The 16,619-nt window shown below is 72.4% G+C and carries 11 protein-coding genes; 3 read left to right on the plus strand and 8 right to left on the minus strand.

Translation table 11 applies throughout. From position 1 onward, the window contains the following. Nucleotides 1-111 precede the first annotated feature (111 nt). From ACFVXK_RS21105 to ACFVXK_RS21130, 6 genes are all read right to left on the minus strand, one after another. Complete coding sequence (locus tag ACFVXK_RS21105) at nt 112-609, minus strand: hypothetical protein (RefSeq protein ID WP_389613834.1); 498 nt, start codon at nt 607-609, stop codon at nt 112-114. Further along, entirely contained in the window at nt 594-1,631 is a 1,038-nt protein-coding gene (locus tag ACFVXK_RS21110; RefSeq protein ID WP_237292736.1) for a ParA family protein, read from the minus strand. Before ACFVXK_RS21110 ends, ACFVXK_RS21105 begins: the two co-directional genes overlap by 16 nt. A 449-nt stretch (nt 1,632-2,080) precedes the next feature. After that, the gene (gene ald / locus ACFVXK_RS21115) at nt 2,081-3,196 is read right to left on the minus strand and encodes an alanine dehydrogenase (RefSeq protein ID WP_389613836.1); all 1,116 of its coding nucleotides are present in this window, start codon (nt 3,194-3,196) and stop codon (nt 2,081-2,083) included. Nucleotides 3,197-3,348: 152 nt separating this feature from the next. Next, nucleotides 3,349-5,400 carry a tetratricopeptide repeat protein gene (locus ACFVXK_RS21120; protein ID WP_389613839.1) on the minus strand — a complete coding sequence of 684 codons (2,052 nt, stop codon included), beginning with the start codon at nt 5,398-5,400 and terminating at the stop codon, nt 3,349-3,351. Between the two features lie 107 nt (nt 5,401-5,507). Beyond that, on the minus strand, nt 5,508-6,137 hold the full coding sequence (locus ACFVXK_RS21125) for an NUDIX domain-containing protein (protein ID WP_389613841.1): 630 nt from the start codon (nt 6,135-6,137) through the stop codon (nt 5,508-5,510). Nucleotides 6,138-6,211: 74 nt separating this feature from the next. Then, the gene (locus ACFVXK_RS21130; RefSeq protein WP_237292739.1) at nt 6,212-7,846 is read right to left on the minus strand and encodes a CTP synthase; all 1,635 of its coding nucleotides are present in this window, start codon (nt 7,844-7,846) and stop codon (nt 6,212-6,214) included. Nucleotides 7,847-8,273: 427 nt separating this feature from the next. Between ACFVXK_RS21130 and ACFVXK_RS21135 the strand changes: the two genes are divergently transcribed. Continuing rightward, nucleotides 8,274-10,127: a glycoside hydrolase family 15 protein gene (locus tag ACFVXK_RS21135; protein ID WP_389613843.1), complete on the plus strand. Its 1,854-nt coding sequence runs from the start codon at nt 8,274-8,276 to the stop codon at nt 10,125-10,127. Between the two features lie 73 nt (nt 10,128-10,200). Then, entirely contained in the window at nt 10,201-11,583 is a 1,383-nt protein-coding gene (locus tag ACFVXK_RS21140) for an FAD-binding protein (protein ID WP_389613846.1), read from the plus strand. A 7-nt stretch (nt 11,584-11,590) separates the two neighbouring features. Here the strand turns inward: ACFVXK_RS21140 and ACFVXK_RS21145 are convergent, their stop codons facing one another. Together ACFVXK_RS21145 and ACFVXK_RS21150 are read right to left on the minus strand one after the other, a co-directional pair. Further along, nucleotides 11,591-13,228 carry a flavin monoamine oxidase family protein gene (locus tag ACFVXK_RS21145; RefSeq protein WP_389613848.1) on the minus strand — a complete coding sequence of 546 codons (1,638 nt, stop codon included), beginning with the start codon at nt 13,226-13,228 and terminating at the stop codon, nt 11,591-11,593. An 11-nt stretch (nt 13,229-13,239) separates the two neighbouring features. Next, on the minus strand, nt 13,240-14,793 hold the full coding sequence (locus tag ACFVXK_RS21150; RefSeq protein ID WP_389613851.1) for an APC family permease: 1,554 nt from the start codon (nt 14,791-14,793) through the stop codon (nt 13,240-13,242). A gap of 198 nt (nt 14,794-14,991) precedes the next feature. Between ACFVXK_RS21150 and ACFVXK_RS21155 the strand changes: the two genes are divergently transcribed. Continuing rightward, nucleotides 14,992-16,617, plus strand: a complete 1,626-nt coding sequence (locus tag ACFVXK_RS21155; RefSeq protein ID WP_389613854.1) for a PucR family transcriptional regulator — start codon at nt 14,992-14,994, stop codon at nt 16,615-16,617. The last annotated feature ends 2 nt before the right edge of the window (nt 16,618-16,619 follow it).

Raw genomic sequence — 16,619 nt, forward strand, 5'->3', positions numbered from 1 at the left:
GCTATATGCAGCCCGCGCTGGGGGCACCTCCCAGCGGTAGCTGGGGGAGGAACGGAGGAAGGGCGGGGCGGGGAGATGCTCCGCGCAGCGGGGCCGGGCGGCCGGCGGCGGCTAGCGGCCGCGGAGGCGGCGGACCAGGATGCTGGCGTCGCCGCGCGACTCGAGGTCCGCGAGGACGACCGCGACCGCCTCGCGGACGATCCGGCCCCGGTCGACCGCGAGCCCGTGCTCCCCGCGGAGCACCAGCCGGGCGTGCTCCAGGTCCATGAGCTCCTCGGCGGAGACGTAGACCGTGATCTTCTCGTCGTGCCGCTCGCGCCCGCTCGGCCGGCGGTTCGCGCCCCGGCCCTGGCCCTTGCCCTGCCGGGGTCCGGCGCTGGCAGAACCTTCCTGCGGCCTGCGCTGCGCACCCACCCCCGGGCCGTCCCCGGTGGTCCTCGCCGTGCCCTCCGCCGGTGCGGCGGCCACCGCGTGCTCCGTACCGCCGCCCGCCGCCGCCGTCGGCGACGCCTCCTCGGCACCCCGCCGCGGCGAGGACGACTGGAGGGCCATCCCCCCGGTCGTGCGGAACAGTTCGTCGGCTCCGGGCAGACTCACTCGGCGGGACACCGGGCGAGCACCTCCCTGGCCAGCTGGCGGTAGGCGGCTGCGCCGACGGAGTTGGAGGCGTACGTGGTGATCGGCTCGCCGGCGACCGTGGTCTCCGGGAAGCGCACCGTCCGGCCGATGACCGTGTGGTAGACGTGGTCGTCGAAGGCCTCGACGACCCGCGCCAGCACCTCGCGGCTGTGCACCGTGCGGGAGTCGTACATCGTGGCGAGGATGCCGTCGAGCTCCAGCTCCGGGTTGAGCCGCTCCTGGACCTTCTCGATGGTCTCGGTCAGCAGCGCCACGCCGCGCAGTGCGAAGAACTCGCATTCCAGCGGGACGATGACCTTGTGAGCCGCCGTCAGGGCGTTCACGGTCAGCAGGCCGAGCGAGGGCTGACAGTCGATCACGATGTAGTCGTAGTCGTTCATCAGCGGCTTGAGCGCCCGCTGGAGCGTCGACTCGCGCGCGACCTCGCTGACCAACTGCACTTCGGCGGCGGACAGGTCGATGTTGCTCGGCAGCAGGTCCATGTTGGGGACCGCGGTCTTGAGCAGCACCTCGTCGGCCGACATGCCCCGCTCCATGAGCAGGTTGTAGACCGTCAGGTCGAGTTCCATCGGGTTCACGCCGAGGCCCACGGACAGCGCGCCCTGCGGGTCGAAGTCGACGAGGAGGACCCGCCGGCCGTACTCGGCGAGCGCGGCACCCAGGTTGATGGTCGACGTGGTCTTGCCGACGCCGCCCTTCTGGTTGCACATCGCGATGATCTTCGCCGGACCGTGGTCGGTCAGCGGGCCCGGGATCGGGAAGTACGGCAGCGGACGCCCGGTCGGGCCGATGCGCTCACGGCGCTGGCGGGCAGCGTCGGGCGCGAGGGTGGCCGCGTACTCGGGGTCGGGCTCGTACTCCGCGTCGGGGTCGTAGAAGTGCCCCTCGGGCACCTGGTCGTAGTCGGCGAAACCAATGGGCGCATCGCCGCTGTGGTCGCCGGCCGTGGAGTTCACGTCTAGGCCGTCCATGCTCTTTTGGGGCGTCGTCATGTGCTGGTGGTTTGCGAAGGTGCGGACCGCGACGGAGCCGACAGCTTCGAGCCCGGCGGAACTCTGGGTCCCCTCGGGCGTCCCTGCTCGACCACCTCCAGGAGCAAATGTCGACTCATTCACAAGTCGTCTTACCTCCTCGGACGTGACCAGGACACTTATCGATAGGTCAGCGTTGCACCATGCCGACGGTTGGCGACTCTATGGCGTGTCACCGCCCAGCGGCAACACAATCCGCCGGACCCGGCACGATGTGTCGGCAACCGAACACCACTCTGTCAAGGGCGTGCGCGCTGCCGCTGTGAAGTTTCGCGGGTGTGCGAAAGGGTTAAAGGGTTACGTTCGAGGCGAGTTGAACGGCCTCGGCGGCCGGGCCGCAAACGCGTCCGGCCGGACCTTGCGGGCAAGGTCCGGCCGGAGACGTGAGATTGACGTCAGTCGTTGACGGTTCAGCCGAGGAGCGCGCTGAGCTCGACGGACTCGAGGTTGTGGGCCTCGGCGACGGGGCCGTAAACGACCTTGCCGTCATGGGTGTTGAGGCCCAGGCCGAGCGCCGGGTCACGACGGAGCGCCTCGACCCAGCCGAGGTTCGCGAGCTGCACGATGTAGGGCAGCGTGGCGTTGGTCAGCGCGTAGGTGGAGGTGTTCGGCACCGCGCCCGGCATGTTGGCGACGCAGTAGAAGACCGAGTTGTGGACCGTGAAGGTCGGCTCGGCGTGGGTGGTCGGACGGGAGTCCTCGAAGCAGCCGCCCTGGTCGATGGCAATGTCGACAAGGACACTTCCGGGCTTCATCTTGGCGACGAGCTCGTTGGTGACCAGCTTCGGGGCCTTCGCACCCGGGATCAGTACGGCGCCGACGACGAGGTCCGCCTCGATGACGGCCTTCTCCAGCTCGTAGGCGTTGGAGACGATCGTCTTGACCTTGGTGCCGAAGATCTTGTCGGCCTCGCGCAGCTTGTTGATGTCGCGGTCGAGCAGGGTCACGTGGAAGCCCATGCCGATGGCGATCTGCACGGCGTTCCAGCCGGAGACGCCGCCGCCGATGACCACGCACTCGCCGGCGTGGGTGCCGGGGACACCGCCCGGGAGGACGCCGCGGCCGCCGGCCGAGCGCATCAGGTGGTAGGCGCCGACCTGCGGGGCCAGCCGGCCCGCGACCTCGGACATCGGGGCGAGGAGCGGCAGCGCGCGGTTGGCGAGCTCGACCGTCTCGTACGCGATGGCGGTGGTGCCGGACTCCAGCAGGGCGTCCGTGCACTCGCGGGAGGCCGCCAGGTGCAGGTAGGTGAAGAGGGTCTGGTCCTTGCGGAGGCGGTGGTACTCCTCCGCGATCGGCTCCTTGACCTTCAGCAGCAGGTCGGCGGTCGCCCAGACCTCGTCCGCGGTGCCGAGGATCTCGGCACCGGCGGAGACGTACTCGGCGTCCGTGATCGAGGAGCCCACACCGGCGTTCTGCTCGATGAAGACCTGGTGGCCGTTGCGGACCAGCTCATGCACGCCGGCGGGCGTGATGGCGACCCGGAACTCGTTGTTCTTGACCTCGCGGGGGATGCCGACCTTCATCGTCGATCACGGTCCTTGACTCAGGGGATGTTACGGGGCACTTCCATACATACCCGCCCACAAGAACGCGCAACGGGATGCACCACTGGATGTCGTGGTGAAGCCAGTCTAATGAAGGATGAGGCGCTGTCTAGCCTTGCAAACCAATAATTTCAGTCGGAGCCACTGCGGATTTCGCAGGCTGCGGGGTCATCTCCCAGCAATCTGTCGGCCGCCGACCGGTGCAGCCGGGCGGCCGCCGGGTCGCCGAGCCGGTCCAGCGTGTCGGCCAGCCGGACCTGCAGCGCGGCCTGCAGCCGCACGTCCCCGCCGCGGCGTGCGAGCTCGATCGCCTCACGGCAGGTGTGCAGCGATTCCTCGGGCCGTCCGGCGTACTCCTGGACGCGCGCCATCTCGCTCAACGCCTTTGCCTGGCCCGGGACATCGGCCAGCCGGCGGTAGCCCGCGGCGGCCGCGCGCCAGCTGCGCAGCGCCTCCCCGTAGCGGCCCGCGTAGGTGTGCACGTTGCCGAGCCGCCCGTACAGCCGGGCCTCGTCCGCGCGCTCGCTGCGGGCATGGGCGTGGGCCAGGGCGCGGCCGAACCAGTCGGAGGCCCGCGGCCAGTCCCTCAGCTCCTGGTACGCGCCGCCTACGGATTCCATCGCGCGGCCGGTCGCGTACGGGTCCTTCGCCGCCTTTCCGGCGGCGAGCGCGGCCCGGTAGCGCTCCAGGGCCTCGGTGGTGCGGCCGGTCGCGGCGTCCAGGTCGGCCAGGTTCAGCAGGGCCGCGGCCTGCTCCCGGTGCAGGTGGCGGCGCTCGGCCACGCCGAGGACGAGCCGGTGCAGCCCGTACAGCTCGGGGGCGGCGGCCTCGGTGCCGCGGTGCGCGGCCAGGGCCCGGACCAGCGCGGAGACCAGTCTGCGGGCCAGGGTGTCCAGGCCGCCGTCGGCCACGGCCAGGGTGGCGGAGGCGGTGAGCGCGGGCAGCCGGGTGTCGAGCCAGGTGGCGGCGGCCCGCCGGTCGGGGAAGCGGAGGGCGCGCGGGAGTCCGTCCAGGGCCTCCCTGGCCTCGGCTGCCTCCTCCTCCGGCAGCTCGGCCACGGCCCGGCAGGAGGTCAGCAGGCGCACGGTCCGCTCCAGCATCCGGGCCCGGGCCAGCTGCACCTCGGCGGGCCGCTCCTTGGACTCCAGGAGGGCCCGCAGGAAGGGCGCGAGGCAGCCGGGGAGCCGGAAGAGACCGTCCCGGTCGTGCCGGACGAGGCCCAGCCGGGCGAAGTCCTCCAGGGTGGACTGGGCCGCGGCCACGGAGCAGCCCGCGAGGGCGGAGGCGGTGTGCGAGTCGAGGATCCCGGCGGGGGCGAGCGGCAGCAGGCGCACCGTGCGCTGGGCGGGCTGCGGGAGGGACTCGTAGACGATCCGGAAGGCGCGGCCGAGCGGGCCGGAGGTGCCCGGGGGCATCTCGTGGAGCTGCTTGGCCAGGTCGGCGACGGCGGCCTTGGGGTGGGTGGCGAGCCAGCCGCCCGCCAGGGTGAGCACGGCGGGCAGGGCCCCGCACTCCTCGGCGAGGTCCTCGGCGGCGGTCGGGTCGACGGTGATCCGGGTGTCCCCGATGATCCGGGCGAGCAGGGCGACGGCGGAGCCGGTGTCCAGCCCGCCGAGGGTGCAGGGGCGGACGTCGGGGATGCCGGTGAGGGGGCCCTCGGCGGTGACCACGACCAGGCACTCGGGGGTGTCGGGGAGCAGGGCGTCGACCTGGTGGGGGTCGGCGGCGTCGTCGAGCAGCAGGATCGCCCGCCGGTTCCTGAGGGTCTCGCGCAGGGCCGCGCTGAGGTCGTCCTCGCCGGCGCCGGGCGGGGTGCGCTCCCCCAGGCCCTCCAGCAGGGTGCGGACGGCCCGCTCGGTCTCCAGGGGCTCGCCGCCGGGGGCGGTGAGCCGGACGCGGACCAGGCCGTCGGGGTAGTCGTCGGCCACCTCCCGCACGAAGGCCTCGGCGAGGGCGGTCCGGCCGGAGCCGGGGCGTCCGGCGACGAGCAGCACCCGCGCGCGGGGCGACTTGGCCTTGCGGCCGGAGAGGGTGTCGAGCCCGGTCCGCGCGATGTCCTCGCGCAGCTCCTTCAGCTCACGCCGCCGCCCGACGAAATCCGCCACGGATCCGCTCCTCTCCCTGCCTTCGGGTTGCTGAGCGTAGTTCACGCAGAGCGACGGGCCGTGTGGAGCGTGGCCCATAGATCGCCCGATCGGATCAGCGGATGGGCCTACTAATCCCGTCCGGGGGTGGACACGGGTACCGCTGCGCGGAGACGGCTCCGCGCAGCGGCCCCGCCAAGGCTCGGCTACGCCTCGTACGGCCGGGCCGGCCACGGGGCCTCGGCCGGGCGGAGGGCGTCGAGGCCGTCGCCGGCGAGGGCGGCGGACAGGGCCAGCACGCCCGTCACCAGCGCCGCGTTCCCGAGCTCGCCGGCGAGGACGCCCCGGACGAGACCGGCCCGCTCCACCCACTCCACCCGCATGTCGGCCTCCTCGGAGTCCGTCTCCGCGTACCGCTCCCCGTCCGCCTCCGCCACGTCCCGCGCGAGGAAGATCCGGACCGCCTCGTCGGAGCCGCCCGGCGAGGCGTAGAAGTCGGCGAGCACCCGCCAGTCCCCCGCCTTGACGTGCGCCTCCTCGTACAGCTCCCGCTGCGCCGCGTGCAGCGGGTTCTCGCCGGGGACGTCGAGCAGCCCGGCCGGCAGCTCCCACAGCCTGCGCCGCACCGGGTGCCGGTACTGGTTGATCACCAGCACCCGCCCCTCCCGGTCCAGGGCGAGCACGCACACCGACCCCGGGTGCACCTGGAAGTCGCGCCGGGCCACGGACCCGTCCGGCATCCGCACCTCCTCGGAGTCCACCGCCGTCTTGGCGCCCTGGAACGGCCGCCTGGTCGACAGCGTCTCCCAGGATTCCGGGGTGTCCTTGATGTCCATGCCGATGTCCTCCCACAACGCGCGACGGCCGGGGTACGGAAGATCCGTACCCCGGCCGTCTACGTTACCGAGCGTCAGCCCTGCTGCTTGCGCTCCACCGCGGCCTTGACCAGGCCCGCGAACAGCGGGTGCGGCCGGGTCGGGCGGGAGCGGAGCTCCGGGTGGGCCTGGGTGGCCACCAGGTAGGGGTGCACCTCGCGCGGGTACTCGACGTACTCGACGAGCTTGTTGTCCGGGGAGGTGCCGGAGAAGACCAGGCCGGCCTTCTTCTCCAGCTCGCCGCGGTAGGCGTTGTTGACCTCGTAGCGGTGGCGGTGGCGCTCGTCCACGTACGCCTGGTCGCCGTAGACCTCGCGCACGATGGAGCCCTCGGCCAGCTTGGCCGGGTACATGCCCAGGCGCATCGTTCCGCCCAGGTCGCCCGCGCCCTCGACGAAGGCCAGCTGCTCCTCCATGGTCGAGATGACCGGGTGCGGGGTGGAGGGCTCGAACTCGGTGGAGTTCGCCTCCTCGATGCCCGCCAGGTTGCGCGCGGCCTCGATGACCACGCACTGCAGGCCCAGGCACAGGCCGAGCAGCGGGATCTTGTTCTCGCGGGCGTAGGTGATCGCGCCGACCTTGCCGTTCACACCGCGGTCGCCGAAGCCGCCGGGGACGCAGATCGCGTCCACGTCGGACAGCTGCGCGGCGGCGCCGGCCGGGGTCTTGCAGTCGTCGGAGGTGACCCACTTGATCTGGACGCGGGCCCGGTTGGCGAAGCCGCCGGCGCGCAGCGCCTCGGTCACCGACAGGTAGGCGTCCGGCAGGTCGATGTACTTGCCGACCAGCGCGACCTTGACCTCGTGGTCGGGGTTGTGGACGCGGTCCAGCAGGTCCTCCCACACCGTCCAGTCGACGTCGCGGAAGGGCAGGTCGAGCTTGCGGACGACGTAGGCGTCCAGGCCCTCGGTGTGCAGCACCTTCGGGATGTCGTAGATCGACTTGGCGTCGATCGCCGCCACCACGGCCGCCTCGTCCACGTCGCACATCAGCGAGATCTTGCGCTTGATGGAGGTGGGGACGTCGCGGTCGGCGCGCAGCACGATCGCGTCGGGCTGGATGCCGATGTTGCGCAGCGCCGCGACGGAGTGCTGGGTCGGCTTGGTCTTCAGCTCGCCGGAGGGGCCGATGTAGGGCAGCAGCGAGATGTGCACGACGAAGACGTTGTCGCGGCCGACCTCGTGGCGGACCTGGCGGACGGTCTCCAGGAACGGCAGGGACTCGATGTCGCCGACCGTGCCGCCGACCTCCGTGATGACCACGTCGACGTCGTCGGTGGCCATGCGGCGGATGCGGTGCTTGATCTCGTTGGTGATGTGCGGGATGACCTGCACGGTGTCACCGAGGTACTCGCCGCGCCGCTCCTTGGCGATGACCTGCGAGTAGACCTGGCCGGTGGTGACGTTGGCCGAGCCGTCGAGGTCGACGTCGAGGAAGCGCTCGTAGTGGCCGATGTCCAGGTCGGTCTCGGCGCCGTCGTTGGTGACGAACACCTCACCGTGCTGGAACGGGTTCATCGTGCCGGGGTCGACGTTCAGGTACGGGTCGAGCTTCTGCATCGTGACCCGCAGGCCGCGCGCCTTGAGCAGCGCACCCAGGCTGGAGGCCGTCAGGCCCTTGCCGAGGGACGAAGCGACACCCCCGGTGACGAAGATGTGCTTGGTCGTCATGGATTTGGGCGGCATCGCCAAGAGGGGGCTCCCGTGGTCGCGAGGTGAGGTGCGTCCGGCGACTTCTCCCGTTTCCGGGGGCGCCGAAGCTGCGGTTTCGGGGCTCCTGATTCGCACAGGCAGACCACCGGTCCACGGGGTACCAGCCTATCAGCGCCCGGGACGGTCCGCCTCCGGGCGCGCTGCGCGGCGCCCCGGCCCGCGGCCCCGCGGCGCCGTCCGGCGGCCGCGTTCCTCCAGGTCACCCGTTCGGCCGAGTGACATTGTCCCAATACTTAAGGAGATCACTAGGGTGCGCTCATAACTTGCTCGGATACCGCTGCACATCGCCGCCGAGCAGTCCGGCGAACGGCGTAACAACGCCGGTTCCGGCAATGTAGGACTCGACGCGGGGATCCCTGCGCACAGGAGACCGCGCGACAGCGCAATGCAAGCGCCCTACGGGGCGGACGTGGCCGTTCGACTGGAGAGCAACGTGTCCGGGCGCATCGAGGATTACGCACTGATCGGGGACATGCAGACCGCGGCGCTGGTCTGCCGGGACGGAGCGGTGGACTGGCTGTGCCTGCCCCGCTTCGACTCCCATGCCGTCTTCGCGAGCCTTCTGGGCACCGATGAACACGGGTTCTGGCGGATCGGCCCGTCGTTCCCGCCGGGGACGGAGCCGCCCAAGGCGACCCGCCGCCGCTACCGGGGCGACTCGCTGGTGCTGGAGTCGGAGTGGGACACCCCGCGCGGGACCGTCCGCGTCATCGACTTCATGCCGCCCCGCGAGGGGCACGCACCGCAGCTCATCCGCATCGTCGAGGGCGTCAGCGGGCGCGTCCCGATGCGCTCGGCGCTGCGGATGCGCTTCAGCTACGGGCGGGTCGTGCCCTGGGTGCACAAGGTGGAGGGCCGGACCGTGGCCGTCGCGGGCCCGGACTCCGTGTGGCTCGACGCCGACGCCGACACCTACGGCAAGGACCTGACGACCTACTCGGACTTCACCGTCGCCCCGGGCGACCGGGTGGCCTTCGCCATCAGCTGGCAGCCCTCCCACCTGGGGGCCCCGCAGGCCCCCGAGGCCGAGGCGGCGCTGGAGGCCACGACCGAGTTCTGGCGCGAGTGGGTCGACCTGTGCACGTACCACGGGCCCTACCGGGAGGCGGTGATCCGCTCCCTGATCACCCTCAAGGCGCTGACGTACGCCCCCACGGGCGGGATCGTCGCCGCGCCGACCACCTCCCTGCCGGAGGAGATCGGCGGGGTCCGCAACTGGGACTACCGCTACACCTGGCTGCGCGACGCCGCCATCACCCTCTCCTCCCTCCTGCGCACCGGCTACCGCGGCGAGGCCGCGGCCTGGCGGGACTGGCTGCTGCGCGCGGTCGCCGGCGACCCGGAGAACCTGCAGATCATGTACGGGATCGCGGGCGAGCGGGAGCTCGGCGAGACGGAGCTCGACTGGCTGCCCGGCTACGAGAACTCGGCCCCCGTGCGCGTCGGCAACGGCGCCGCCCACCAGCTCCAGCTCGACGTGTACGGCGAGGTCACCGAGGCCCTGCACCTGGGCCACATGACCGGCCTGGCCCGCAACGACTACGCCTCGGTGCTCCAGCTCAAGCTGATCCGCTACCTGGAGATCCACTGGAACGAGCCGGACGAGGGCATCTGGGAGGTGCGCGGCCCGCGCCGGCACTTCGTGCACTCGAAGGTGATGGCGTGGGTGGCCGTCGACCGCACGATCAAGCTGATCGAGAGCGGTGACGCGGACGGCCCGCTGGAGCGCTGGCGGGCGCTGCGCGACGAGATCCACGCGGACGTGTGCGAGAAGGGCTACGACCCGGAGCGCAACACCTTCACCCAGTCCTACGGCTCCCGGGAGCTGGACGCCTCGCTGCTGCTGATCCCGCAGATGGGCTTCCTGCCCCCCGACGACAAGCGGGTCATCGGCACCATCGAGGCGATCCAGCGCGAGCTGTCCACCCCGGACGGGTTCATCCTGCGCTACCCGACCGCCGGCGAGGAGGCCGGCGTGGACGGCCTGGAGGGGGACGAGGGCGCCTTCCTGGCCTGTTCCTTCTGGATGGCCGACGACCTCGCGATGATCGGCCGGGTCGACGAGGCCCGCCGCCTCTTCGAGAAGCTCCTCTCGCTCCGCAACGACCTGGGGCTGCTGGCGGAGGAGTGGGACCCCAAGCTCCAGCGCCAGGTCGGGAACTTCCCGCAGGCCTTCAGCCACGTTCCGCTGATCGACACCGCGCTGCGGCTGACGGCGAGCGGGGCGTACGGGGGCTGACGGCGCGCGGCGGCGGACGTGCCCGCCTAACCTGGAGGGGTCCCATGCCCTTCTGGGGAAAGGAGGGGTGGCCATGGCGCCCCTCTCGAAGGCGGGCACGGCACTCGCCGCGCTCCGCGAGGACCTGGCCGGCGAGGTCTTCGCCCCCGACGACCCCGGGTACGACGAGGCCCGGACGGTCTTCAACGCGATGGTCGACCGCAGGCCCGCGGTGATCGCCCAGTGCGAGAGCACGGCCGACGTGGTCACGGCGGTGCGCTTCGCCCGGGAGCTGGACCTGCCGGTGGCCGTGCGCGGCGGCGGGCACAGCGTGGCCGGGATGTCCCTGAACGACGGCGGGGTGGTCGTGGACCTGCGCCGGATGCACGAGGTCACCGTCCATCCGGCGGCGAAGGCCGCCCGGGTCGGGGGCGGGGCGACGATGAGCCACCTGGACCGGGCCTGCGAGCCGTACGCGCTGGCGACCACCGGGGGCCGGGCCTCCACCACGGGCGTCGGCGGCTTCGTCCTCGGCGGTGGCACGGGCTGGCTGGACCGGAAGTTCGGCCTGGCGGTGGACAACCTGCTGGGCGTGGAGCTGGTCACGGCCGACGGCGAGCTGCTGGACGTCACGACCGAGGAGCATCCGGAGCTGTTCTGGGGGCTGCACGGCGGCGGCGGGAACTTCGGCATCGCCACCTCGCTGACGCTGCGGCTGCACGAGCTGCCGGCCCTGTCCATCGCCATGGTCTTCTACCTGCCGGAGCGCGGGCCCGAGGTGATCCGCACGTACCGGGACGTCATCGAGTCCGGTCCGGACGAGGCCGGCGGCGGCGCCCTGTACCTGACCGGGCCGCCCGCGCCGTTCGTCCCCCCGCACCTGGTCGGGCTGCTGCTGGCCGGTGCGCTGGTGACCTACGCGGGGCCCGAGGAGGAGCTGCGGCGGCTCGCCGGCCCGCTGCTGGCGATCCCGCACGAGGCGGAGGTCGTCACGGCCATCCCGTACGCGGAGCTGCAGTGCATGCTCGACGATCCGCCGGGGCTGCGGAACTACTGGTCGGCGGAGTACCTGACCGGGGCGCCCGACGCGTTCGTGGACGTGTTCTGCGCCCGGGCCGCCTCGATGCCGGTGCCGACCGGCACCCAGCACGTGGTGTGGCCGCAGGGCGGGGCGATCGCGGCGGCGAAGGAGGACTACCCGGTGCCGTACCGGGACGCGCCGTGGGCGGTGCACCCGTTCGGGATGTGGGAGGACCCCGCGGACGACGAGCGGGTGGTCCGGTGGGTCAGGGACGTCCGCGCCGACGTCCAGCCGTGGTCGACCGGCGCGGTGTACCTGAACTTCACCGGTGACGAGGGCGCGGACCGGGTGGTGGCCGGGCTGGGCGCCGACAACATGCGGCGGCTGGCGCGGCTGAAGCGGGAGTACGACCCGGACAACGTCTTCCGCTTCAACCACAACATCCCGCCGGTCTGAGCCCTTCTCAGGTGAGGGCGGCGATCACCTCCCGGGCGGCCCGCTCGCCCTCGGTGGCGCCGCCCTCCATGAAGCCCTGGAAGTCGTAGCTGCAGTGCTCGCCGCCGATGTGGACGTTGCCCTGCGCGGTGCCCTCGTACTTGGCGTAGCGGTGGAGGTAGCCGGTGGGCCAGTACGAGTAGGCGCCCAGGGAGTAGGGGTTGCGGTGCCAGGCGGAGAGCTGGGCGCGGCCCGTCCACACCGCCTTGGTGCCGGGGAAGAAGGAGTCGATCCCGGTCAGGACCCGGCCGGCGAGGTCGCGGACGTAGGGGTCGGCCTCGGTGGCGAAGGGGCTGCCCGGGGTGAGCGCCCCGGCGAGGGAGCCGCCGCCGTACTGGAGCAGGATGCCGCCGGTGCCGGGCTGGACCTTGGTGGTGTCCCAGGTCTGCTGGACGGTGGAGTCGGTGAAGCACTCTCCGGCGGAGGTCCCGGGCCAGGGGCCGGTGCCGCGCCAGGGGCGGGCGGTGAACTGCATGTTGAGCTTGGTGCAGTAGCCCATCCGGGCGTCGCGCAGCAGGTTGCGCATGAGGGGGTCGAAGCCCGCCTGGGTGGTGTCGAGGCGCTGGAGGACCGGCAGGGGGAGGCAGAGGACGGTGTGGTCGGCGGTGGCGGTGCGCACGGCACCGGAGTCGTCGAAGGTGAGGGTCTGGGTGCCGTCGGCGTTGGCGCGTACGGCGGTCAGGGCGCGGCCCATGACCAGGGTGCCGGGGTTCAGGGCGGCGGCGATGGCGTGGGGGAGGCGGTCGTTGCCGCCGACGACGTGGTAGCGCTCGTTGGACAGGCCCCAGACGTTGAAGTTGCCCGGGTTGGGCTGGTAGCCCATCAGCAGGACCAGGGCGAGGGCGGATTGCTGCTGGGTGTCGGCGCCGTACTCGACGTTGTAGGCGACGTCGACGAAGCGGCCGAGCTGCGACTGGTGGCCGCCGGGGATCCGGGTCTCGATCCACTCGTACAGGGTCATGTCGTCGAGGGCCGTGCCGGCGGGTGTGGAGGAGTTCCAGGAGACCTCGCCGGCTTGCTGGAGGTCGCGGCGCAGGGCCTGGTAGACGGCCTTGAAGTCCTCGTCGGCCTGGGTGCGGGAGTAGTACGTCCCGTTGAACCAGAGGACTTCCTCGGCCCCGTTGGGTCCGCCGCCGAGGAAGTCCTCCAGGGGGAGGCCGAAGCGGCGGCACAGTTCCTGGATCTTCTTGTGGCCGGTGTCGACGAGCTCGCCGCCGATCTCGGAGGTCTGCCCGTACGCCCAGTGGTCGCGCTGGGTCCACATGCGGCCGCCGACGCGGTCCGGGTTGGCCTCGTAGAGGGTGCAGGGGATGCCGGCGTCCTGGAGGGTGAGGGCGGCGGTGAGGCCGGAGATGCCGGCGCCGACGACGGCGACGCGGACGGGGCCCGAGGGTCTCTTGGCGGGCGCGGGGTCGGGGGCGGGGGTGGCGGCGCGGGCGAGGGTGGCGGGGGCCAGTGCGGCGGTGAGGCCGAGGGCGGCGGCCCGGGCGAGGAGTTCACGGCGGGAGGAGCCGCGCACCTCGGCCACGGGCAGGCCGAGCCGGCGGGCGGCTGCGTGGTCGGCGGCGATCCGGCGCAGGGCGTGCATGAGCGGCGTACGGGCCATGGCGGGGCTCCTCAGACGGTCGTCGCGGCGGCGGGGTCGGACGGGGCGGGTTCGCCGGTGCGCTCGGCGGCGTCCTCCAGGACGATCCGGCCGATGATCTCGTAGCGTTCGGGGGCCTTCCGCTTGAGCCAGAGGCCCAGGCCGAGGCCGCCGAAGAAGACGGCGCCGACGATCCAGGGGATCAGCTTGAAGAAGAGGGAGCCGGCGGCGGCTCCGGCCGCGGTCTGCATGTTGAGGACGAGCAGGACCACGACGGCGGTCATCCCGATCCCGCCGAGCAGCGGGGCGGTGAAGGTCTTGAACCAGTGCCGGTCCTCGGGGTGGTTGCGGCGGAAGTAGCCGATGACCGCGAAGGAGCACAGGGTCTGCACGATCAGGATGGCCATCGTGCCGAGGATCGCGAGCAGGGTGTAGAGGTGCAGGTAGGGGTCCTGGCCGGTGAGCCAGAAGCCGGCGACCAGGGCGGTGGCGATGACGGTCTGGACGACGGAGGAGAGGTACGGGGAGCCGTGCCGGGGGTGGGTGCGGCCGAGGGCGGGGTGCAGGAAGCCCTCGCGGCCGATGGCGTAGAGGTAGCGGGCGGCGCACTGGTGGAAGGCCATCCCGCAGGCGAAGGAGCCGGTGAGCAGCAGCCACTGGAAGGCGTCGACGGCCCAGGCCCCGATGAACTGGTGGGCGGGGGCGAAGAACAGGTCGAGAGGGCTGGCGGAGGCGGACAGCTCGACGGACTTCGCCAGGCCGTTGCCGGCGATGGTCATCCAGGAGACGTAGATGTAGAAGAGGCCGACGCCGACGACGGAGACGAGGGTGGCCCGGGGGATGACCCGCTTGGGGTCGCGGGACTCCTCCCCGTACATGGCGGTGGACTCGAAGCCGACCCAGGACCAGAAGGCGAAGAAGAGGCCGAGGCCGGCGGAGGTGCCGGTGAAGGCGTTCTTCGGATTGACGGGCTCGACGGGGATCCCGTCGGGGCCGCCGCCGGCCACCAGAACGGCGGTGGCCACCGCGAAGAGGACGGCGATCTCCGCGACGAGCATCACCCCGAGGGCCTTGGCGGTGAGGTTGATGTCGAAGTGGGCGAGGACGGCGGTGACGGCGAGCATCGCGGCCGCGTAGAGGATCCAGGGCAGGTCGACGCCGAGCTGGTCGTGGACGGTGGTCTGGGCGAAGTAGGAGAAGACGCCGACGATGGAGGCCTCGAAGACCACGTAGGCGAGGACGGCGAGCATCCCGGAGGCCATGCCGGCGATCCGGCCGAGGCCGTGCGAGATGTAGCCGTAGAAGGCGCCGGCGGCGGTGATCCGCTTGGCCATCGCGACGTAGCCGACGGCGAAGACGGTCAGGACGAGGGTGGCGAAGAGGTAGCCCGCAGGGGCGCCGGTGCCGTTGCCGAAGCCGACGGCGATGGGGAGGTTGCCGGTCATCGCGGTGATCGGCGCGGCGGTCGCGACGGCCATGAAGACCACGCCGACGAGGCCTACGGAGTTGGCCTTGAGACGCTGGACGGGGGGTGCGCCCGGTGCCCCGGGGGCGGTGGGCGGGGGTGTGGCGCCGGCTCTGCTCATGGGGTCGTCCTCGTTCCTGTCGGGAGGGCGTTCGCGAGGCCGTCACTCTGCACCCGCGTGACGCACGCCACAATCGGCACGCGGTCCGATAATCGCCTTGGCGGAACGACGAGTTGTCGGTCCGACGGGGGGACATGACGGACTCCGTAGCCACCCGGTGATGTCCTCGCAACAGGGCGGCCGGTAGCGTCCCGCGATATGGACAACCAGGGCGGGATCACCGTTCAGCGGGCGCTGGAGCTGCCGGGACTGCGCAGCGGACTGCCGGAGGTGGTGGCATGCGCCGACCGTCTCGGGCGGACCGTGCGCTGGGTGCACGCGGGCGAGGTGCCGAACATCGCGTCGCTGCTCAAGGGCGGCGAGCTGCTGCTGACCACGGGGCTGGGGCTGGGCACCCGGCCCGCCGAGCAGCGCGCCTTCGTACGACGTCTCGCGGACCGGGGCATCGCCGCGCTGGTCGTGGAGCTCGGGCCCCGCTTCACCCGGCTCCCGGCGACCCTGGTGGAGACCGCGCGGACGGCCGGGCTGCCGCTGGTCCAGCTGCACCGGGAAGTCCCCTTCGTCGCCGTGACGGAGGAGATCCACACCGAGATCGTCAACCACCACTACGCACTCCTCCAGCGGGCCGAGGAGGTCCACCGGCGGTGCACGGAGGCCCTGTTGGGGGGCGGCGGGATCCCGCAGGTACTGCGCATCCTGGCCGACTTCACCGCCAACCCGGTCTTCCTGGAGACCCCGGACGGCCAACTGCTCTACGCTGCCGGGCCGGTGGCCGGGGAGGCCGCGGCCGATCCGCTCCAGGTGTGGGAGGGGCTGCGGGGACAGCGGGCGGCCGAGCCGCCGGCGAACGCGGTGGTGGTCGACGTGCCGGGCGGTGGCCACGGGACGGGCTCGGTGCGGGCGCGGGTCGTGCTGGTGGGGGTCTCGGCGCCGCTGCTCCCGGTCCACCGGATGGCGGCCGAGCGGACGGCGGGGGTGCTGGCGGTGGTCCTGATGCAGGCCCGGCAGGAGGAGGAGCTCGCCGCGCGCGGCCGGGGCGACTTCCTGACGGACCTGGCGGAGGGGCGGATCTCGGCGGAGGACGCCCCGGCGCAGGCGAAGGTCCTGGGCTTCCGGCCCGGGGGCGGGCCGCTGCTGCCCCTGGTCATGCGGCTGTCCTCGGAGCTGGTCCCGTCCGGGAACTGGTCGGTGCTGGCCCGGGCGGTGCAGGAGGAGCTGTCCTCGGTCGGGGTGCCGGTGCTGCTGGGCGTGCGCCCGGTGGAAGGACGGGTGCCGCTGCTGGTGTCGCTGCGGGCGGAGTCGGAGCGCACGGCCGTCGCCGACCGGGTCGCCGCCGCGCTGCGGGCCGGGGTGGAACGGGCCGGCCTCGACCGGGCCGGGGCCCCGCCGGTGGTGGTGGTCGGCGTCTCGGGCAGCTGGGCGGCGGCCTCGGCGGGCCTGCGGCACGCGGCGGAGACGGCCACCGCCGCGCACGGCCTGCCGGCCCGGCCCTGGTACGACGCCCGGCGCCTGGACATCGACCTGCTGCTGTGGCGGCTGCGGGAGCACCCGGACCTGGCGGCGTTCGTGGACCGGGCGATCGGCGCCCTGCGCACCCACGACGCCACGTCCCGGCCGCCGCTGCTGCCCACCCTGGAGACGTACCTGGCCCACGCGGGGCGCAAGGCGGAGACGGCCCGGGAGCTGCACCTGAACCGCCAGACCCTGTACAACCGCCTGGCCCGCATCTCGGAGCTGCTGGGCACGGACCTGGACGACCCGGAAACGGTCCTGTCCCTGAGCCTGGCCCTCCGCGCACGAAGGCACGCCTCACCGGCGTCGTGAGG

The organism is Streptomyces sp. NPDC058157 (assembly GCF_042884105.1).
Lineage (GTDB): Bacteria > Actinomycetota > Actinomycetes > Streptomycetales > Streptomycetaceae > Streptomyces.